Raw genomic sequence first — 16,493 nt, 5'->3', positions numbered from 1 at the left:
TAAATTTTCCATATTCAAATTTTATAATAGAGATACAACATCAATCTGTAAAGGATTTATCCGATCGCCGCATTTTTGGTGTCATCGCACATAGACGCTTTCATCGAACAAGAGGAAATTCCAGTATCATTTTGAACATGATCATTACATATGCCCAAATGGTGAAAAGCTATCATATACGACAACTGACCGAAAAGGTTATAGGTACTATAAATCAGACCCTAAAAAATGCGTTTCTTGTCCTTTCCTTGAAAGCTGTACAAGATCGAAAAATCATCAAAAAGTGATCTCAAGACATGTATGGGAGGAACAAAAAGAAAAGATTAGACAAAATCGTCTGTCTATCTATAGAAAAAAGTTATATAAAAAGAGAAAAGAAAAAATAGAGCGAAGCTTTGCAGATTCAAAACAACTGCATGGGCTTCGCTACTGTTGGTTGAGGGGAAAACAGAATGTGAGTGTGCAAGTTCTTTTCACAGCTGCGTGCTAGAACATGAAAAGATTTCCACAGACTTAGCCAAGCTAGGCTAGGTCTGTGGGAGACCTTTTTATTTATTGTTGCTTAACAGTAATTTTTAAGGTATTTTTACAGTATATGCTAAATTAACAAACATAATATTTACGCCTACATCAACTTTCTTATATTTGTTTTTAACTGCCCATGCAACAGCACCAGAAGTTCCAGCAGTAATAGCCGCAGCGGCTCCAGCACCCCATGGTCCAGCAGCAGCAATTCGACTTGTGTACCAACCGATATATCCGGCTGCAAATCCACCTGCTACTATGGCATTCATGCTTCTAACTTTCGGTCCTAATTTGAGGTGTAAACCTACAAAACCTAATGTCTGCATGTCACCTTTTTTCTCATTCTCTTCAAAACTAAATTCTTCTGATTTCATTGAAGTTATTAGTAGACTGTCGTGTTCTGAAATTCCCATTTCCATAAGGGTTTCTTTATCAGCTGTAAAATGAATATTTCCATCCGCATCTAATTCAAAGAAATTAGATAGTTTCTCTGCTAATTCCAATTGTTTTTGATCTACACTGACTGGGGGGGTCTCATTATTACCTTGACTGGCATGACTAATCATTGGAGAAGAGAAACCAAATGTAATAGTAAGCACACATAACACTACTAGAAATTTTTTAAACATACGTGCCACTCCTATTTGTTTTTTGGGGTAACGCATACATGGTATTTCCTTCTATTGGGGTGGAATACTTAGAGGTTAAGGAGAGTAATAAAATGTATTTATTCTTATTCACTTTGATTTATTGTGTAATCACACAGATGTTGAGTTTTTCCTTTGAGATGTCTTTTGGTGTGTACTTGATAGGTTTAGCTTTAATCAAAGGACTTTCCAGTGGGGAAATTAAAGACATCTTTAATTTCAAAAAGACAAGGGACGTGTTCAAAGAAAACAGATTTATAGATTCTTTGATGGAATTGTTTTCTTTGGTAATAGTGTTTATTAATGCATACATAATTGATTATGAACCATTCTCTCCCTTTGAGTTTGTTTATACTTTTTTCTTGCTTGTAGTTCTGTACAGGTTCCTATTTTGGGGGATCATAAGAGAGTCTAAAAAATGGTTGCATAAAGAGTCATAAGAGACAAGGGCTTATAAAAATCACTCACTTTCTTTGATATATTCCAATGCTACCATTTATTTCTTTATAATTGGTAATATGGTGGGAATTTTATTTTTCAGTTGCGGTGTCCGCAATTAAGATTCTTTTAATTGGGAGGAGAAATTTCGAATAGAGAAGAATTAGATTGTCAATTATCGCTAATGAACAGGCTGGAGAGCCTGTTTTTTTAAAAAAAATATTATGTTTTTGTTGAAAAACTCCATTTTGCTTGCGGTGTCCGCAAGCATTTTTTTTATTTTTCAGTGCTTCATTTTGACGGATTTTTTTTTGTGATAAAATCCAGTCACTGCGGAGGTGAATCATGTGAAGGTAGAAGTAGGAATAAACCTGTTTGAGATAGGATTTCTCATTCTAAATGTTTCAGTTTTGTTTTTAATCAAAGCTAATGAGGAACGAAAACGAAAAAGCTAGGCTGCTTCTTGAAAGGCGCTTGACGGAAATCAAGAGATTATAACACTCACATAGAGGTTTACTTAAAAATTTCAGTTGAGATCGCTCAGATTTGATTCTGATCGCTTTTTTTGTTTAGGTATTAAAAGTAGGGATGGTGTGTCAAAAACGCTTATAAGGGCTTTAAATGTGTTTTTTCGTTCTGAGACCTCTCCAGAAGATGGAGGGGCCTTTTCATGTCAAATTTCAGCTGAATTTGACAGAATGAATCGAAAATGGTTCATTAATTAGTAGAACGATCTACATAAGTCTGTTTGACTAAATAAAGGATGAATTGAATAATAAGTGGTGAAATAATTAGTTCGATTCACTTAATTTCTCATCAAAAGACAGTATTTTCAGAAAAAATGATTGACGATAAAAACGAATGCGCTTACAATGAAAACACATTCCAAAAAGTGAAATTGAATTCCACTAGACGGAATAAAAAGAGTCGTTCATCTCCAAATAAGTGGCTAAAGGAATGATTCACACAATGAAAAATCGAAGTGCACTGGAAATATACAAAGAAGGAGGCGCTTGGTGGGAGACTGAGATTAGTCATATTCAAAAAAATTCAATTGAACTTCGGGGCTATCCAATTGAAGAGCTTATTGGTGAATTGTCGTATCCACAGATGCTGTATCTACTGCTTGTTGGTGAATTACTAGATGATTCGAAGGCAGGCCTTTTTGAAAGTGTTCTTGTCGCAGGTGCGGATCATGGGCCAAGAGCACCGTCTATTGCAGCGGCAAGAATGGCGGTTACGTGCGGCATTTCGTTTAATTCTTCTGTTGCAACAGGGGTGAATCTATTAGGTGATATTCATGGCGGAGCCGGAGAAAAGGCGATGCGTATGTTATACGAAGCCAAAGCGGTTTATGATGCACAAAAAGATATGAAGTCTGCTGCAAAGCAAGTATGTCAGACGTGGTTAGACCGCAAGGAAAAAATTCCGGGAATCGGTCATCAGCTGCATGATGATGATCCGAGAGTGAGACGGCTGTATGAGCTGAGTCAAACATATGTGCAGCAAGGTGATATCAGCGGAACGTACTTACGGTTAGCTGAGGCGATTAGGCATGAACTTGAACAATTAAAAGGGAAAAAAATCACGATGAACATAGATGGTGTATCTGCTGCGATCCAATGTGAATTAAGCATTCCAGCTGAAGCGGCAAAAGGCATCTTTTCCTTATCCAGAGGAATGGGCATCGTGGCGCATGCATATGAAGAGCTGACAAAAGGTGCCCTAGTGAAAGGCCCTTGTCCGAATGAAGAAAGACTTGTTCGTTATGCGGGGGTCGGGACGCGTCACTTGAAGGAGGGTGAGAGAATTTGAGTGAATTGAAAGCGTTGTCATATATAAACGGCGAATGGCTGGATGCAAACCATGTCAAAGAAGACATTATCAATCCATACTCTGGGGAAATGATCGGTACATCCTATCTTGCCTCCTCAGAAGATATAGAACAGGCGCTTTCTATTGCGCAGCAAGCTAAAAAACAATTAGCGGCAATATCAGCATTAGAACGTTCAACGCTTCTAACAAAGGCAGCTGCCTTATTGGAAGAACAAAAAGAGCATTTTGCAAAACTCATTTCTTTAGAATTAGGCAAACCGCTTAAAAATACAAGAGATGAAGTCTCACGATCAATTGAAACGCTGGGGCAGTCAGCCGAAGAAGCCAATCGACTAATCGGTGAGACCATTCCTGGCAATGTATCTTCCCGTGGACAGAGAGCAATGGCGATGACATTTAAAGTGCCGGTTGGGGTTGTGCTGGCGATTACGCCTTTTAATGCGCCTCTCAACTTAATTTGTCACAAAATCGGTCCAGCTTTTGCGGCAGGGAATGCCATTATTTTAAAACCAGCACCGCAAACATCAGCTGTTGCCACAGCGTTTGTTAAGCTCCTGCTTGAAGCAGGGTTTCCTGAAAAGAGCCTGCAGCTTGTGATTGGAGGAGTAGACGCCGGCAGACAGTTAGTCACGGATGAAAGAACCAATCTTGTTTCTTTTACTGGCGGTGCGGTGGGCGGAGAACATATTTCAAACTCTGCTGGATTAAAAAAGGTACTGCTGGAACTCGGAGGAAATGGAGCGACGATTGTTCATCATGATGCAGATATCGAGCAAGCCGCATCTCTTTGTGCCAAAACGGGCTTTAGCAACTCTGGTCAAAGCTGTATTTCTGTTCAAAGAATTTATGTTCACAAGCAAATTATGTCGTCATTTACTGAGACACTTAAACAAAAAGTAGAGCAGCTTGTCGTTGGAGATCCGCTGTCTAGTGAAAGTGATATCGGCTGTATGGTTGATGAACAGGCAGCAAAACGTGTGGAAGCATGGATACAAGAGGCAGAGAAAATGGGTGCCGAGCTTTTATCTGGAGGACAACGAAAGGGCGCAAGCATCACACCGGCTATTTTGCTAAACCCGCCAAAACAAGCCAAGGTCGTCTGTGAAGAAGTGTTCGGCCCAGTTGTCAGCATTCTCCCATATGAGGAGCTGGATGAGGCAATCAAAGAAGCAAACGATAGTCGATATGGTTTGCAGGCAGGTGTCTTTACGAATCAGCTAGATGTTGCGTTACACGCAGCAAAAGAGCTTGAAACTGGCGGCGTAGTCATCAATGGGACATCGAATTTCAGACTAGATCACTGGCCATATGGCGGGATTAAACGAAGCGGTATTGGAAGGGAAGGCCCGCGTTTCGCCATCGAGGAGATGACCGAAACCAAAATGGTTGTGCTGCCAAATGGGCTATAAAGGGGGCAGATGGTTGTGAATGTCTTTCAGCAAAAGGTAAAGAGTGCGCAGACAGGCGGTCAGCCAATGATTTGTACGCCGCTCATTGGACAAACAAAGGAAGAATTGTTTCTTGAAGTTGAGGTGTTAGCTGAGAAGAAACCTGATGTGATAGAGTGGCGAGCGGATTTTTTCAATCACCTCAATGACATGGAACAAGTCATCGACACCCTGAAAGGGATGATCGAAAAGGCAGATAACATCCCATTTTTATTCACCATTCGTTCTGAAAAAGAGGGCGGCGAACGCATCTCACTCTCAGAGGATGAAAAGGTTTCCCTGCTTGTCGAGCTTTGTTCCACTCAGCTTGTGGCTGCCGTTGATTTTGAATTAATGCATGATGTCTCGCATATCCAGCAAGTCAGTCAGGCGGCTAAGAGAAACGGGGTCATCTTGATTGTGTCGTACCACGATTTCCAGCGTACCCCTGCGGCGGATCGGCTCGTGGAGCTATTCACCCATGCAGAATCGGTTGGCGCCGATATCGCAAAGATTGCCGTCATGCCGCATTCCTATGAGGATGCACTGACACTGCTCTCTGCGACTGGCAAGGCGAAAAAGCATCTGTCCATCCCCGTTATTTCGATGGCGATGGGGGAATACGGCGCCTTCACAAGAATGGTAGGTGGACTCTTTGGGTCTGTCATGACCTTTGCTGTAGGGAAAGAAAGCTCAGCACCTGGACAAGTTGCGATACAGGATTTGAATACCGTTCTATCGATTGTGTTTTCAAAGAATCAGTGAGTAGCAGATTCATAGCTGCACCGTGAGAGGAGAGAAACATGAAGAAGAATATATCTACACAGGTCATTCAGTATTTAGAAAATCGAGGAGTTGAGCATATCTTCGGTCTGTGCGGTCATACGAATATTGCTTTTTTATCAGCGTTAGAAAAAAGCCGTATTCAATTTGTGAATGTCAGACATGAACAGATAGCGGCGCATGCAGCAGACGGTTATGCACGAGCGAAAAAACAGACGGCTGTTGTGCTCAGTCACTTAGGTCCTGGACTCACCAATGCGGCAACAGGTGTAGCGAATGCCGCACTCGATTCCATTCCAATGGTTGTCATTGCAGGAGATGTTCCAAGTCATTACTACGGAAAGCACCCACACCAAGAAATCAATCTTCATTCCGATGCTTCTCAATACGAAATTTATCGCCCGTTTGTGAAAAGAGCATGGCGAGTCGACATTCCAGAATTATTTCCTGAAATTTTATCAAAAGCGTTTCAGTTAGCTGAAAGCGGCCGCCCTGGGCCAGTCCTGATTTCAGTTCCGATGGATGTGTTCTCAAAAGACTTAGATGTGTCGTTATTTGAACAAATCGCTCATCATACACACACCGTTGAAAAACCATCTATTGATGATCAAACAGCGAATCGGATAATAGATCGATTGCTGCAGGCAGACAAACCGCTTTTATATGTAGGGGGAGGCATTTTACTAGCCGATGCAGCAGAAGAGTTAAAGGCATTTTCTGATCATTTGAGTATCCCTGTTGCCCATTCTTTGATGGGGAAAGGGGCGATGCCAGATGATCAACCAATGACCCTTGGCATGACAGGGTTTTGGGGGACGAAATTTATCAATGATCAGTGTAAAGCAGCGGATTATATATTGGCATTAGGCACCCGTTTTGCTGAAGCAGATGCGAGTTCGTGGGAATCGGAGTATACGTTCAATTTCCAATCAACCAAGCTCATCCATATTGACATTGATCCGAATGAAATTGGCCGAAATTATCCTGTGGAAATTGGAGCAGTAGCAGATCTCAAGCAGGCGCTGACTGTACTTAATCGTGTGGCGAAAGAAAGGCTGCCAGAAGGTCTGGATCGCCCTCAATTGAAAAAGGACATTGCGGCATATCGTGAGGAATTTCAGAAGAGCAATTTGACGAATATTCAAGACGAGTCTTTCCCAATGAAACCACAGCGTATTTTGCAGGAAGTGCGGGAAGTATTGCCACCTGATGCCTTCATTACAACCGATGTTGGCTGGAATAAAAATGGGGTCGGACAGCAATTTCCTGTATACACGCCAGGCACTATTTTAACCCCAGGTGGTTTTGCGACGATGGGATTTGGCGCTCCTGCTGCACTTGGAGCAAAGATTGCCCAACCTGACCGTGTCGTTGTATCACTTGTTGGGGACGGCGGTTTCGGTCAAAATCCATCTGTTCTCGCAACAGCCATGGAAGAAAACATTCCTGTCGTGTGGATTGTGATGAACAACAGTGCGTTTGGGACGATCGCCGGCTTGCAAATGGCACACTATGAAACGACTTACGGCACTGTTTTTAGAAAAGATGGAGAAAGCTATTCGCCTGATTTTGCAGCCATTGCAAGAGGTTATGGGATGAAGGGGATCAAAATTACGGCGGCTTCTGAATTCAAAGAAGCTTTGGCTGAAGCAATCGCTTCTCAGGAGCCATGTGTCATTGATGTAGCGATGAAAAATGATCCAGTGCCTACTGATGGACATTGGAACATTAATGATATTTATTCACCAAATACAAAACGTTCACATGTCAGTGTGAACTAAACATGACTAGGGAGGAATCAACAATGAAAATTAAAGTATTAAATCCATTTCAAGACGGTCATCCATTATGGTTAGGTTTAGATCATCCAGAAGAGAAAATGATTCGGAAAGTGTTTCAAACGATCACACCAGATACCGTAGGGTCAGAGCATATGATGGCAGGTCTCACTATTTTTGAGCCGGGCGAAGCAAGCTCGGTACACAATCACCCGGGTTCAGAGGAATTTGATTATGTGATTAAAGGGTCTGGCGAAGTCATTTGCGATGGAGAAAGACAATCATTTAAACAAAATGACTTTATGTTTATTCCAGATGGTGTCTCACATCAGCATGTGAACACAGGGGACGAACCTTTATGGCTGATTTGGCTCTATACACCGCAAGGGCAGCTTCCGAAGGACTAAAAAAACCTTGCACGAGAGAAAGAAGAAAAGGGGCTAAAATAGAAAGCATTTTAGCCCTTTATCAATTGAATGAAAGGGAGTCAAGCAATGAATAAGAATACACCGCTTGAAGGAATCAAAATATTAGATGTTTCTACGATGATTGCTGCACCATACGGCGCGGTGCTTCTAGGGGATTTCGGTGCAGAGGTCATTAAAGTCGAGATTCCCGGAAAAGGGGATACACTGCGGCATGTTGGCCCTTTTGCAGATGGTGAACCTTTGAGATGGTCAGGGCTTTCAAGGAATAAGAAATCTCTTACACTCGATTTGCACAAAGAAGAAGCAAAAGACATTTTTAAAAAGCTTGCAGCGCAGGTTGATGTGATCATTGAAAATTTTCGTCCAGGAACACTTGAAAAATGGGACGTTGGGTACGATGTATTAAAAGAAATCAACCCTCGTTTAATTATGATTCGTGTTTCGGGTTATGGGCAAACCGGTCCGTTTAAGGACAAGGCGGGATTTGGTACACCTGCGACGGCGTTTAGCGGCTTTACATATATTCAAGGGTTTCCAGATCGGCATCCAGTCAGCCCTTCCTTTTCCCTTACGGATTATATCGCAGGAATCTATGTGGCGTTTGCCACTGTGACAGCGATGTATTACCGTGACACACATTCAGAAGGAACTGGGCAAATGGTGGATTTGGCTCTCTATGAATCTGTGTTCCGCATGTTAGAATTTTTGGTTGCTGAATATGACAAGCTAGGAAAGGTGCGTGAGCGTTCACCAGGGTTAAGCGGTCATTCAAGCCCTGCCGGCACCTATGAGACAAAGGACGGGCATTATTTGGTTCTTGTGACGAGTACAGATTCGACCTTTAATCGATTGGCAGAGGCGATGAATCGCTTAGATTTACTTGAGAACGAGAAATTCTCTGTGAATGCAGCCAGGCTGAAGCATAACGATGAAATGGATGCGATCGTCTCGCAGTGGATTGCGTCCAAAACAAGAGATGACGTCCTAGACATTCTAGATACACATGGTGTGCCTGTGAGTCCGATTCTAAGCATTCGGGATATCTTTGAGCATCCGCAATTTAAAGCACGAGAAAATATTGTCGAGGTGCATCACCCGCGACTTGGAAAAGTGAAGGTGCCTGGGATCATTCCGAAGTTTGAAAAAACCCCCGGTAGTATCCGCCATATTGCGCCTGATTTAGGTGAACATAATTATGAAATTTTAACGAAAATGCTTGGCTTCACAGAAGAAGAGTGTAAACAGTTAGAAGAAAAAGGGGTCATTTAAGACACTCAACCGATCCGCACGCTGCGGAAACAAAGGAGGATGGTTATGAAAGTGCATTCAGAACTGAAGGGGAACGACTTGCGGCCTGCTTATGCGAAACCAACAAAAGCTCGTTTCGGCATCTTGATTCTGTTGTTTTTTATTACCGCTATTAACTATATTGATCGAGCCAGTGTATCCATTGTTGCACCTGCGATTCAGTCTTCATTGCAATTAAACCCTGCCTTATTAGGCCTCATCTTTTCAGCATTTAGCTGGACCTATACAGCCATGCAGATACCTGGCGGCTTTATTCTTGATAAGTTTGGATCAAAGGTAACGTATGGAATATCACTTGTGACTTGGTCTATTTTCACCGGTTTACAGGCGTTTGCGAACAGCTTTGCCTTCTTATTTGGCTGCCGTTTGTTTATCGGAATTACAGAATCTCCCGCATTTCCTGCGAATAACCGCATTGTGACCACATGGTTTCCAAGGCGAGAACGCGCATTTGCAACAGGGGTTTATACCGCTGGAGAGTATGTGGGGCTTGCATTTGCGACACCTCTTCTTTTTTGGATCATGACAACTTTCGATTGGAGAACCGTCTTTATCACTGCTGGTGCGCTCGGTATTATATTTGCTTTCTTTTGGTACAAGTATTATCACGAACCGAAAGAGCATCCAAAGATCAATGAAGATGAGCTAGAATTGATCCGTCAAGGCGAAGGACTGACAGTGGCATCACAGGAGAAACTGAAATGGGCAGACTTTGCCGCACTTTTAAAATATCGTAAATTGATTGGACTCTATATTGGTCAATTTTCTGTTGCGTCTACCCTCTTTTTCTTTTTAACATGGTTTCCGACCTATTTAGCAGAGGCGAAAAATATGGCCTTTCTCAAAGTGGGTTTTGCGGCATCCCTGCCATACATCGCTGCATTCTTTGGGGTGCTGTTTGGAGGCTATGTGTCTGACTGGTTGCTTAAAAAGGGTGTATCGGTCAATGTAGCGAGAAAGCTGCCGGTTGTGGTCGGTCTGCTTCTGACAAGTACCATTGTTTTAGCGAATTTTACAACGAATATCCCGCTTGTGCTGACCATTTTATCCATCGCTTCCTTTGCACAAGGACTGTCTAATATCTCCTGGACCATGCTGTCTGAGGTGGCACCACGAGAAATGGTCGGTCTGGCTGGCGGAGTATTTAACTTTTTTGCTAACTTATCCGGCATCATCACCCCGCTGATTATCGGATTCATCGTATCGGCGACAGGCTCTTACAACGGCGGTATTTTATTCGTCAGCCTAGTGGCATTAGGCGGAGCGTTGTCGTATATCTTTATTGTAGGTAAGATTGAACGGATTCAATTAAAATAATAGAGAGTAAGAAAAAGAGAACTCATTGGGTTCTCTTTCAGCGTGTAGACAAACCCTCGCATTCGGTGTCAGTCCTGCGCTTCGGTGCTCACGAATGTCAAATTCGCTCCGCGCCGATGCTCGTCCTTCCTAGGCTGCAAAGGTTTTCTATCACGCTGAAAAGAAGACAAAGGGCTAAAATCAAGTTCATTTTAGCCCTTTGTCAACAATCTTAAAAGAGAACTCATTGGGTTCTCTTTTTCTATGAATAAAAGATGACGGTGATGATCGTTGCACATGCGATCCCCATGCTGATATAAAAAACAGCAAACCAGATATTCCATCGAGTGATTCGGTAAGGGTTGACCTTCATCAAATCGGCTAATAGGGAGACAGATACATTATATGGGCTAAACATGACCGTTGAGGTTCCAGCGATAATGAGCATGATGGCGATGGGAAGGGCAGGCAGTTCATGAATGACAGGTGCCATCAAGCTCACTAAGAGAGCAAGCGAAACGAGCGGGTGAAAACCGCAAAGAGCGGTGATGAGAAAATACAGCCCGATGACCCCATAAACCCAAATGGCATGATCTGATATACTGACGATAAATGCTTGAATCGGCTGCAGGCTGTTTGTGACAAGTAGCATATCGACAAAGAAGCCCGCGCTTAAAAATAGACACATATAATTGGAGAGCTGGCGGGTTCGTTCTTTCCAATGGGGAATAGAGACAGCTACATATTGTTTTCGTTTTTTGATGATAGACGAGAATAATAGAGCGAAAGGAATAATCGTCAGCACAACAGCGAACAGATAACCTTTCCCAATCCAGGCGTCAACAAGCGAAACGACTGTCATAAAACTGAGCAGCATGAAAGCAAGCTGAATGGTTTTTCTCTTGATGCGATGAGGGTTGGAGTGAGCTTCCGCCGGCTGGATGATATGCGGCAATCGTTTGCTTTGACGAGAAAACAGCAACCAATCCGTCAACAGCACAAGCACCATTAAACAAAACGTAACGGGTGCAATCTGATAATATTTCAATTTGGTTGCATCAATGGTGACACTCACCAGTACTTCGACAGGACTCCAGCTAAGACATAGCGCATATGACCTTAAAAGATTGCGCGTATAAAGGTGCTGTTTGACTTGTTCCTGAAGGGCGTTCAGCGACGGTTTCAAGGATGTATATAATAAGGGAATCGTTGCGATATTTAAAAACATGCCAAGAACATGAGTGACAAATGAACTCTTGCGATAAAGCTGATTTGTACTTGTTGTATGTAAGGTAAGCAGTTTATTTAATTGAGTATCGAAATGTCCAACATGTATGAGAGAATGAATAAATGGCAACATGAAAAATAAAGAAAGCAAGCCTAGCATGGAATGAAAATGAAGAAAAAGCGTATGCAAAGGCTGTTCTGACCAGAAAAATAACACCAATCCAATCAAGAGAAACATAGCACCCGTTTTCAAATAAAGTCCATTGGCCTTCTTAAAGGAAATGGTGAGCGAAGTAGCCGCCAGCAGACCAACCAAATAGGAGAGAATGGGAGCAGGGAATAGTTGATGAACGATGTATAAGCTAATAAGAAGTGTGAAAATGAGCAGGTAGATCATGATATCTCCTCCATCAAAACATCTATCGGTTTTATTCCGTACAGTGGAATTTGTTTTCTTTTAATGGAACATTTAAAATGGATTATAGCAAAATTGGTTAATCATGTCGATAAGAAATCAAAGGGGAAAAGGAGAAAGTGAACATGGCTGATAAAAAGTCAAAAGAAGAATCAGGATTGCGTACCGTTCAGCGGGCTTTGGATATTCTTTCTTGCTTTAGCGAAGAACGTCAAGAGTTGACGCTAACGGACATTTCAAAAGAGATGAACTTAGCAATGTCTACCACAACGAGACTGCTCAAGGCACTTGAAATGAATCATTTTGTGGAAAAGAACCAAGAGACGATGAAGTACCGGCTCGGTCAAAGACTTTATCTTCTCGGTTATATTGCTGGGAAGTCCATCAAATTGAGGGAACTGGCAAAACCGCTCATGTACACACTTCGTGATGAAACAAAGGAAACCGTCAACCTGTATGTGCTCGATCACAAAAGCAGGGTATGTATTGAACAAGCCGAAGGGCTGCAATCGATTCGGCATCTTGTGAAAATCGGTGAGAAGCTGCCGTTATACGCTGGTGCTGGTGGAAAGGTGCTACTTGCTTTCCAAAGCGAAGAGTTTCAACAGCAAGTTTTCGCATCTGAGGCTGATCACATGACGATGGAGGAATGGCAAAAAGAATGTCGTCATATTCTTGAAACGCATACCGCTTGCAGTATTGATGAACGGGAAGTCGGATCGGCGGCAGTGGCGGCACCGATCTTTAACATTCACGGGGAAGTGCAGGCATGTTTATCCATATCTGGACCGACCCAACGATTTACTGAAGATGTCATCCCTCAGCTGCAGCAAAAAGTGAAAGAGCATGCCGAGAAGCTCTCCGAACAGCTCGGTTACGTCGTCAAACACAATTTTTAAGAATGCCTATCTTTTCTCAGTCCATTTATCATATAATAGAAACATTATGTAGCATTCCTTGTCGTAAGGAGGACGTGTCACGAACATGAAAAACAATAGAGAGATTCCTGTGAGACAGCGAAATATTGTCCTCATTGGCTTTATGGGCGTTGGGAAAACAACCATTGGGCAGCTGGTTGCCAAAAAGTTATATAGAGATTTTATTGATGTTGATCAGGAGATTGAGAAAAAGTACAACATGACGATTCCAGAAATGTTTCAGCAAAAAGGAGAAGCGTTCTTCAGACAGGCTGAAAAGGACTATATCGTCGATTTATGTGAACATACTCAGCTAAAGATCGTGTCTCTTGGAGGCGGTGCGTTTAAACAGGAAGAAATCAAACGATCTTGCTTAAAGCATTGTACGGTTCTTTTCCTTGACCTATCTTGGGAGAATTGGAAACAACGGCTGGATATTTTAATTGAAAACCGTCCTGTTCTTCATAACCGCACGCTTGACGAGATGAAAGAGCTGTTTGAAGAGCGCCGGGAAATTTATTCCCTTCATAACTCAAGAGTGGAAACAGATCATCTAGAAGCTGAAGAAGTCGCCAATTATATTGTCGACACACTCAAGCTCGGCTGGGATTTATATTCTAAATAAAAAGTCTACCGCTTTAGGGTAGACTTTTTTCTATAGGATCAGTGTTTGATCCCTTGAAGCAGTGCGGCTTTTAGGCAAAAGGATATTGGCTGACGATGTTCGTCGAATTGCAGTTGAAACAGCTGTTTCGTTTCATCGTCTGCAGCATGAAGGTGGGCAACGATTTCCTTTTGAACATTCTCTGGTGTACGTCCTCGTATGATCCAGTCCTGATAATCAATATGCAGATCCCAGTAACGGATATCTTCTTTCGTCAGATGGTTGTCAGCGAAAAGCTCTTTCCATTCTGATAACGAGCTTTCTCGCACATGGGAGGGATCTCTCAGTCTATTTAAATGATTAATAAAGTCATCCTGTGCTTGGTTTTCAGGTGCATAATGATCGACAAGTAGAAATTTGCCGCCTTTCTTTAAGACTCGGCTGATTTCAGACATGGCTGCCGGGAGATGTGGGAAGTGATGAGCAGCAAATCGGCATGTGACGAGATCAAATGATGCATCAGAAAAGGGCAATGCGTCTGCGGATGCCTGCTCAAACGTAATGTGGTTCAGCTGGCGCTCTTTTGCAAGTGCTGTAGCAACCTCGATCATTTTGTGTGTGACATCAATCCCGATTCCTTTAGAGATGACGTCTGAAAAGGAAAAAATGGTATGACCTGCCGCGCAGCCGATATCAAGTAGATGCTCATCGCCCTTTGGCTTCGCCGCCGTTTTCATCCATTCAAGCTCTTTTCCAGCTGCAAAGATGGGTGAATCTCGGTAGTTCTCTGCATTTTGTGAGAATTGTTTCTCGGCTTTCGAATATGGATTCATTTCTTTACCCCCTTTTGTTGTTTCTTTATCGTAGGGTTCTTCCCGTGATTTGTCTAAGACATAAAAGATATGATATGAATAGTTAAAACCTATGAGGTGAGAGAAGTGGATATACGAATGATGGAATATGTCATGGAAGTGTACCGGCAGCAAAGCTTTACAAAAGCAGCGGAAAAACTTCACATTGCACAGCCCTCATTAAGTCAGCAAATTAAAAAACTTGAGGAAGAATTAGATACTCCCCTGTTTATTCGGAAGTATGGACAAGTCACTCCTACACCTCAGGGAAACCGATTGATCAAAAGAGCAGAAACCATTTTGAAGGAACGAGATGATTTATTGCGTGAGATGGGGGAAGCTGCTTATGAGGTGGGGAAAGAACTGATGATCGGTGCGCCAGCTGTTACAGGGGGATATGTCCTGCCAAGTTTATTAAAAACCTATTGTCAAACGTATCCGCATGTTCACGTTCATTTGATAGAAGAATCGCCTCGTGAGCTAGAAAGACGTTTACTCACTGGGAAACTGGATCTGGCGATTCTTTCTTTGCCTGTCGAGCATGAATCATTGAAAACAAAACAAATGCTGACCGAGCCGCTTCTTCTCGCCATTCCGCAAACGGCTCAACCGTGGTTGACAGATGAACTGAATGAAATCATCAATCAAGCGGATCAAGAAGGGTCTGTCCCGTTTCGTCTTCTGGAAGATGCCCCATTTATTATGCTGAAAGAGGGATATGGCTTTCGGCAAGTGGTCACGGAACTGTGCCGTCATCATGGTTTTCGGCCGAGGATTGCATTTGAAACGAGTCATATTCAAACAGCTCAGGCATTGGTTGAAAATGAGCTAGGGGTGACAGTGGTGCCGAAAATGGTGGCACAAGAGGAAAGCAAAGCAGTCACTTATTTACACATTGATTCATGCCCAACCCGCACACTTGTGTTTGCATATGTGGAAGAAAGATATTTAACGAAAGCCGCTCAAGCCTTCATGGACCTTCAACAGAATCAAGGAAAAGCTTAAACAAACGTTTAATCAAACGTAAAAAGCAGGGGAGCCCCCTGCTTTCTAATATAAATCCAGCCGCTGATCTGTCATGACGGGGATTTGTTGTCTCACTTCATCTACGAGCTGAAGATCAATGTCTGCATAATAAATGTCTTCTTCATCATTTGTCTCAAGCAGAATGCGTCCGAGCGGGTCAATCACCATGGAGTGACCAGGGAATTCAGTGTCTCTGCTTGTGCCCGTCCGGTTCACCGCAATCACAAATGACTGATTCTCAATGGCTCTTGCGATGAGCAGACTGCGCCAATGGTCCACTCTTGCTGACGGCCATTGAGCGGTATTGATAAGCACCTTCGCCCCTTTGTTCACGAGCGTCCTAGAAAGCTGAGGGAAGCGGAGGTCATAGCAGATCATGGTGCCAATCTTGACATCTTCATCATAGTTAAATAAACCAAGCTGATGACCGGCGGTTAAATAGTTGTGTTCATCCATTAAGCGGAATAAATGAATTTTATCATAATCTAACAAAAGCTCACCTTGACGGTCAAACACATACATCGTGTTGGTGATATCTTCATTTGTTGTCCGCTTATTCAAGACACTCCCTGCGATGAGATATACTTGGTGTTTACGAGCAAAGGAAGAGAAGAGTTGTTTTGTCCGCTCACCATCTGCATCGGCAAGCTCATCCGCTTGTTCCAGCGCATAGCCGGTATTCCACATTTCAGGTAGAATAATCAAATCAGGCTGTTGACGGATGGCTTCTTCTAAAAACGCTTCTGCTTTCTGAAAGTTTACATCAGGTTCTCCTATTTGTACGTCCATTTGAATCAGGGCGATGTTCATGTCTGTCTTCCTCCTTTATTCGTTTCATGCAATGAATGGTTCGGGTGATTTTGCCTGAAGCATCTAGTCTTCAAGCCAGTTTCTTTATCATAAAGCTTTCCGCCATCTTTGCCAATAGAAATGTCAGAAGGTTTTGTTAAATGACTTTCTCAATCAAGAAATGAGTGGTATGATACT

General features: G+C 42.7%; 14 protein-coding genes and 1 pseudogene. 11 read left to right on the top strand and 4 right to left on the bottom strand.

Features of this window, described 5'->3' with window-relative positions:
• Positions 1 to 34 precede the first annotated feature (34 nt).
• A pseudogene (locus ES896_RS13880) lies at positions 35 to 531 on the top strand (transposase); the annotation flags it as partial.
• Positions 532 to 575: 44 nt separating this feature from the next.
• Here ES896_RS13880 and ES896_RS13875 read toward each other — a convergent pair.
• Positions 576 to 1,154 carry a hypothetical protein gene (locus tag ES896_RS13875; RefSeq protein ID WP_135226900.1) on the bottom strand — a complete coding sequence of 193 codons (579 nt, stop codon included), beginning with the start codon at positions 1,152 to 1,154 and terminating at the stop codon, positions 576 to 578.
• 1,413 nt (positions 1,155 to 2,567) lie between these two features.
• Between ES896_RS13875 and ES896_RS13870 the strand changes: the two genes are divergently transcribed.
• The 7 genes from ES896_RS13870 (at position 2,568) to ES896_RS13840 (ending at position 10,487) form a co-directional block, all read left to right on the top strand.
• Positions 2,568 to 3,425, top strand: coding sequence for a citryl-CoA lyase (locus tag ES896_RS13870; RefSeq protein WP_080964596.1), 858 nt, complete (start codon positions 2,568 to 2,570; stop codon positions 3,423 to 3,425).
• Complete coding sequence (locus ES896_RS13865; protein ID WP_048001315.1) at positions 3,422 to 4,855, top strand: aldehyde dehydrogenase family protein; 1,434 nt, start codon at positions 3,422 to 3,424, stop codon at positions 4,853 to 4,855. Before ES896_RS13870 ends, ES896_RS13865 begins: the two co-directional genes overlap by 4 nt.
• A gap of 9 nt (positions 4,856 to 4,864) precedes the next feature.
• Positions 4,865 to 5,638: a type I 3-dehydroquinate dehydratase gene (aroD, locus tag ES896_RS13860; RefSeq protein ID WP_135226899.1), complete on the top strand. Its 774-nt coding sequence runs from the start codon at positions 4,865 to 4,867 to the stop codon at positions 5,636 to 5,638.
• A gap of 38 nt (positions 5,639 to 5,676) precedes the next feature.
• On the top strand, positions 5,677 to 7,437 hold the full coding sequence (locus tag ES896_RS13855) for a thiamine pyrophosphate-binding protein (protein ID WP_135226898.1): 1,761 nt from the start codon (positions 5,677 to 5,679) through the stop codon (positions 7,435 to 7,437).
• A 23-nt stretch (positions 7,438 to 7,460) separates the two neighbouring features.
• On the top strand, positions 7,461 to 7,841 hold the full coding sequence (locus tag ES896_RS13850; RefSeq protein WP_008342095.1) for a cupin domain-containing protein: 381 nt from the start codon (positions 7,461 to 7,463) through the stop codon (positions 7,839 to 7,841).
• An 87-nt stretch (positions 7,842 to 7,928) separates the two neighbouring features.
• Complete coding sequence (locus tag ES896_RS13845) at positions 7,929 to 9,131, top strand: CaiB/BaiF CoA transferase family protein (RefSeq protein ID WP_035390514.1); 1,203 nt, start codon at positions 7,929 to 7,931, stop codon at positions 9,129 to 9,131.
• 45 nt (positions 9,132 to 9,176) lie between these two features.
• Positions 9,177 to 10,487: an MFS transporter gene (locus ES896_RS13840; RefSeq protein WP_025206713.1), complete on the top strand. Its 1,311-nt coding sequence runs from the start codon at positions 9,177 to 9,179 to the stop codon at positions 10,485 to 10,487.
• A gap of 241 nt (positions 10,488 to 10,728) precedes the next feature.
• Here ES896_RS13840 and ES896_RS13835 read toward each other — a convergent pair whose 3' ends face one another.
• On the bottom strand, positions 10,729 to 12,090 hold the full coding sequence (locus tag ES896_RS13835; RefSeq protein ID WP_017366578.1) for a hypothetical protein: 1,362 nt from the start codon (positions 12,088 to 12,090) through the stop codon (positions 10,729 to 10,731).
• 143 nt (positions 12,091 to 12,233) lie between these two features.
• On the opposite strand from ES896_RS13835, the gene ES896_RS13830 reads away from it, so the two are divergent.
• Together ES896_RS13830 and ES896_RS13825 are read left to right on the top strand one after the other, a co-directional pair.
• Complete coding sequence (locus tag ES896_RS13830; protein WP_017366579.1) at positions 12,234 to 13,007, top strand: IclR family transcriptional regulator; 774 nt, start codon at positions 12,234 to 12,236, stop codon at positions 13,005 to 13,007.
• A gap of 85 nt (positions 13,008 to 13,092) precedes the next feature.
• Positions 13,093 to 13,650, top strand: coding sequence for a shikimate kinase (locus ES896_RS13825; protein ID WP_007498270.1), 558 nt, complete (start codon positions 13,093 to 13,095; stop codon positions 13,648 to 13,650).
• Between the two features lie 38 nt (positions 13,651 to 13,688).
• On the opposite strand, the gene ES896_RS13820 is transcribed toward ES896_RS13825, so the two are convergent.
• Positions 13,689 to 14,462, bottom strand: a complete 774-nt coding sequence (locus ES896_RS13820; protein WP_017366580.1) for a class I SAM-dependent methyltransferase — start codon at positions 14,460 to 14,462, stop codon at positions 13,689 to 13,691.
• A 117-nt stretch (positions 14,463 to 14,579) separates the two neighbouring features.
• On the opposite strand from ES896_RS13820, the gene ES896_RS13815 reads away from it, so the two are divergent.
• Entirely contained in the window at positions 14,580 to 15,485 is a 906-nt protein-coding gene (locus tag ES896_RS13815; protein WP_129548440.1) for a LysR family transcriptional regulator, read from the top strand.
• Between the two features lie 45 nt (positions 15,486 to 15,530).
• Here ES896_RS13815 and ES896_RS13810 read toward each other — a convergent pair whose 3' ends face one another.
• Positions 15,531 to 16,316: a carbon-nitrogen family hydrolase gene (locus tag ES896_RS13810; RefSeq protein WP_129548074.1), complete on the bottom strand. Its 786-nt coding sequence runs from the start codon at positions 16,314 to 16,316 to the stop codon at positions 15,531 to 15,533.
• Positions 16,317 to 16,493 lie beyond the last annotated feature (177 nt).

Source organism: Bacillus sp. 005/A4HT-01/001 (assembly GCF_004634445.1).
GTDB lineage: Bacteria > Bacillota > Bacilli > Bacillales > Bacillaceae > Bacillus > Bacillus altitudinis.
Note: the sequence above shows the minus strand (reverse complement) of the source record. Positions and strands in the feature narration are given on the sequence as shown.

Excerpts from the sequence above, each read along its gene's own strand:
- ES896_RS13840 (WP_025206713.1), top strand. The coding sequence starts at position 9,177 with ATGAAAGTGCATTCAGAACTGAAGGGGAACGACTTGCGGCCTGCTTAT.
- ES896_RS13835 (WP_017366578.1), bottom strand. The coding sequence starts at position 12,090 with ATGATCTACCTGCTCATTTTCACACTTCTTATTAGCTTATACATCGTT.
- ES896_RS13850 (WP_008342095.1), top strand. The coding sequence starts at position 7,461 with ATGAAAATTAAAGTATTAAATCCATTTCAAGACGGTCATCCATTATGG.
- ES896_RS13855 (WP_135226898.1), top strand. The coding sequence starts at position 5,677 with ATGAAGAAGAATATATCTACACAGGTCATTCAGTATTTAGAAAATCGA.
- ES896_RS13875 (WP_135226900.1), bottom strand. The coding sequence starts at position 1,154 with ATGTTTAAAAAATTTCTAGTAGTGTTATGTGTGCTTACTATTACATTT.
- ES896_RS13810 (WP_129548074.1), bottom strand. The coding sequence starts at position 16,316 with ATGAACATCGCCCTGATTCAAATGGACGTACAAATAGGAGAACCTGAT.
- ES896_RS13820 (WP_017366580.1), bottom strand. The coding sequence starts at position 14,462 with ATGAATCCATATTCGAAAGCCGAGAAACAATTCTCACAAAATGCAGAG.
- ES896_RS13830 (WP_017366579.1), top strand. The coding sequence starts at position 12,234 with ATGGCTGATAAAAAGTCAAAAGAAGAATCAGGATTGCGTACCGTTCAG.
- ES896_RS13845 (WP_035390514.1), top strand. The coding sequence starts at position 7,929 with ATGAATAAGAATACACCGCTTGAAGGAATCAAAATATTAGATGTTTCT.
- ES896_RS13825 (WP_007498270.1), top strand. The coding sequence starts at position 13,093 with ATGAAAAACAATAGAGAGATTCCTGTGAGACAGCGAAATATTGTCCTC.
- ES896_RS13815 (WP_129548440.1), top strand. The coding sequence starts at position 14,580 with ATGATGGAATATGTCATGGAAGTGTACCGGCAGCAAAGCTTTACAAAA.
- ES896_RS13870 (WP_080964596.1), top strand. The coding sequence starts at position 2,568 with ATGATTCACACAATGAAAAATCGAAGTGCACTGGAAATATACAAAGAA.
- aroD (WP_135226899.1), top strand. The coding sequence starts at position 4,865 with ATGGTTGTGAATGTCTTTCAGCAAAAGGTAAAGAGTGCGCAGACAGGC.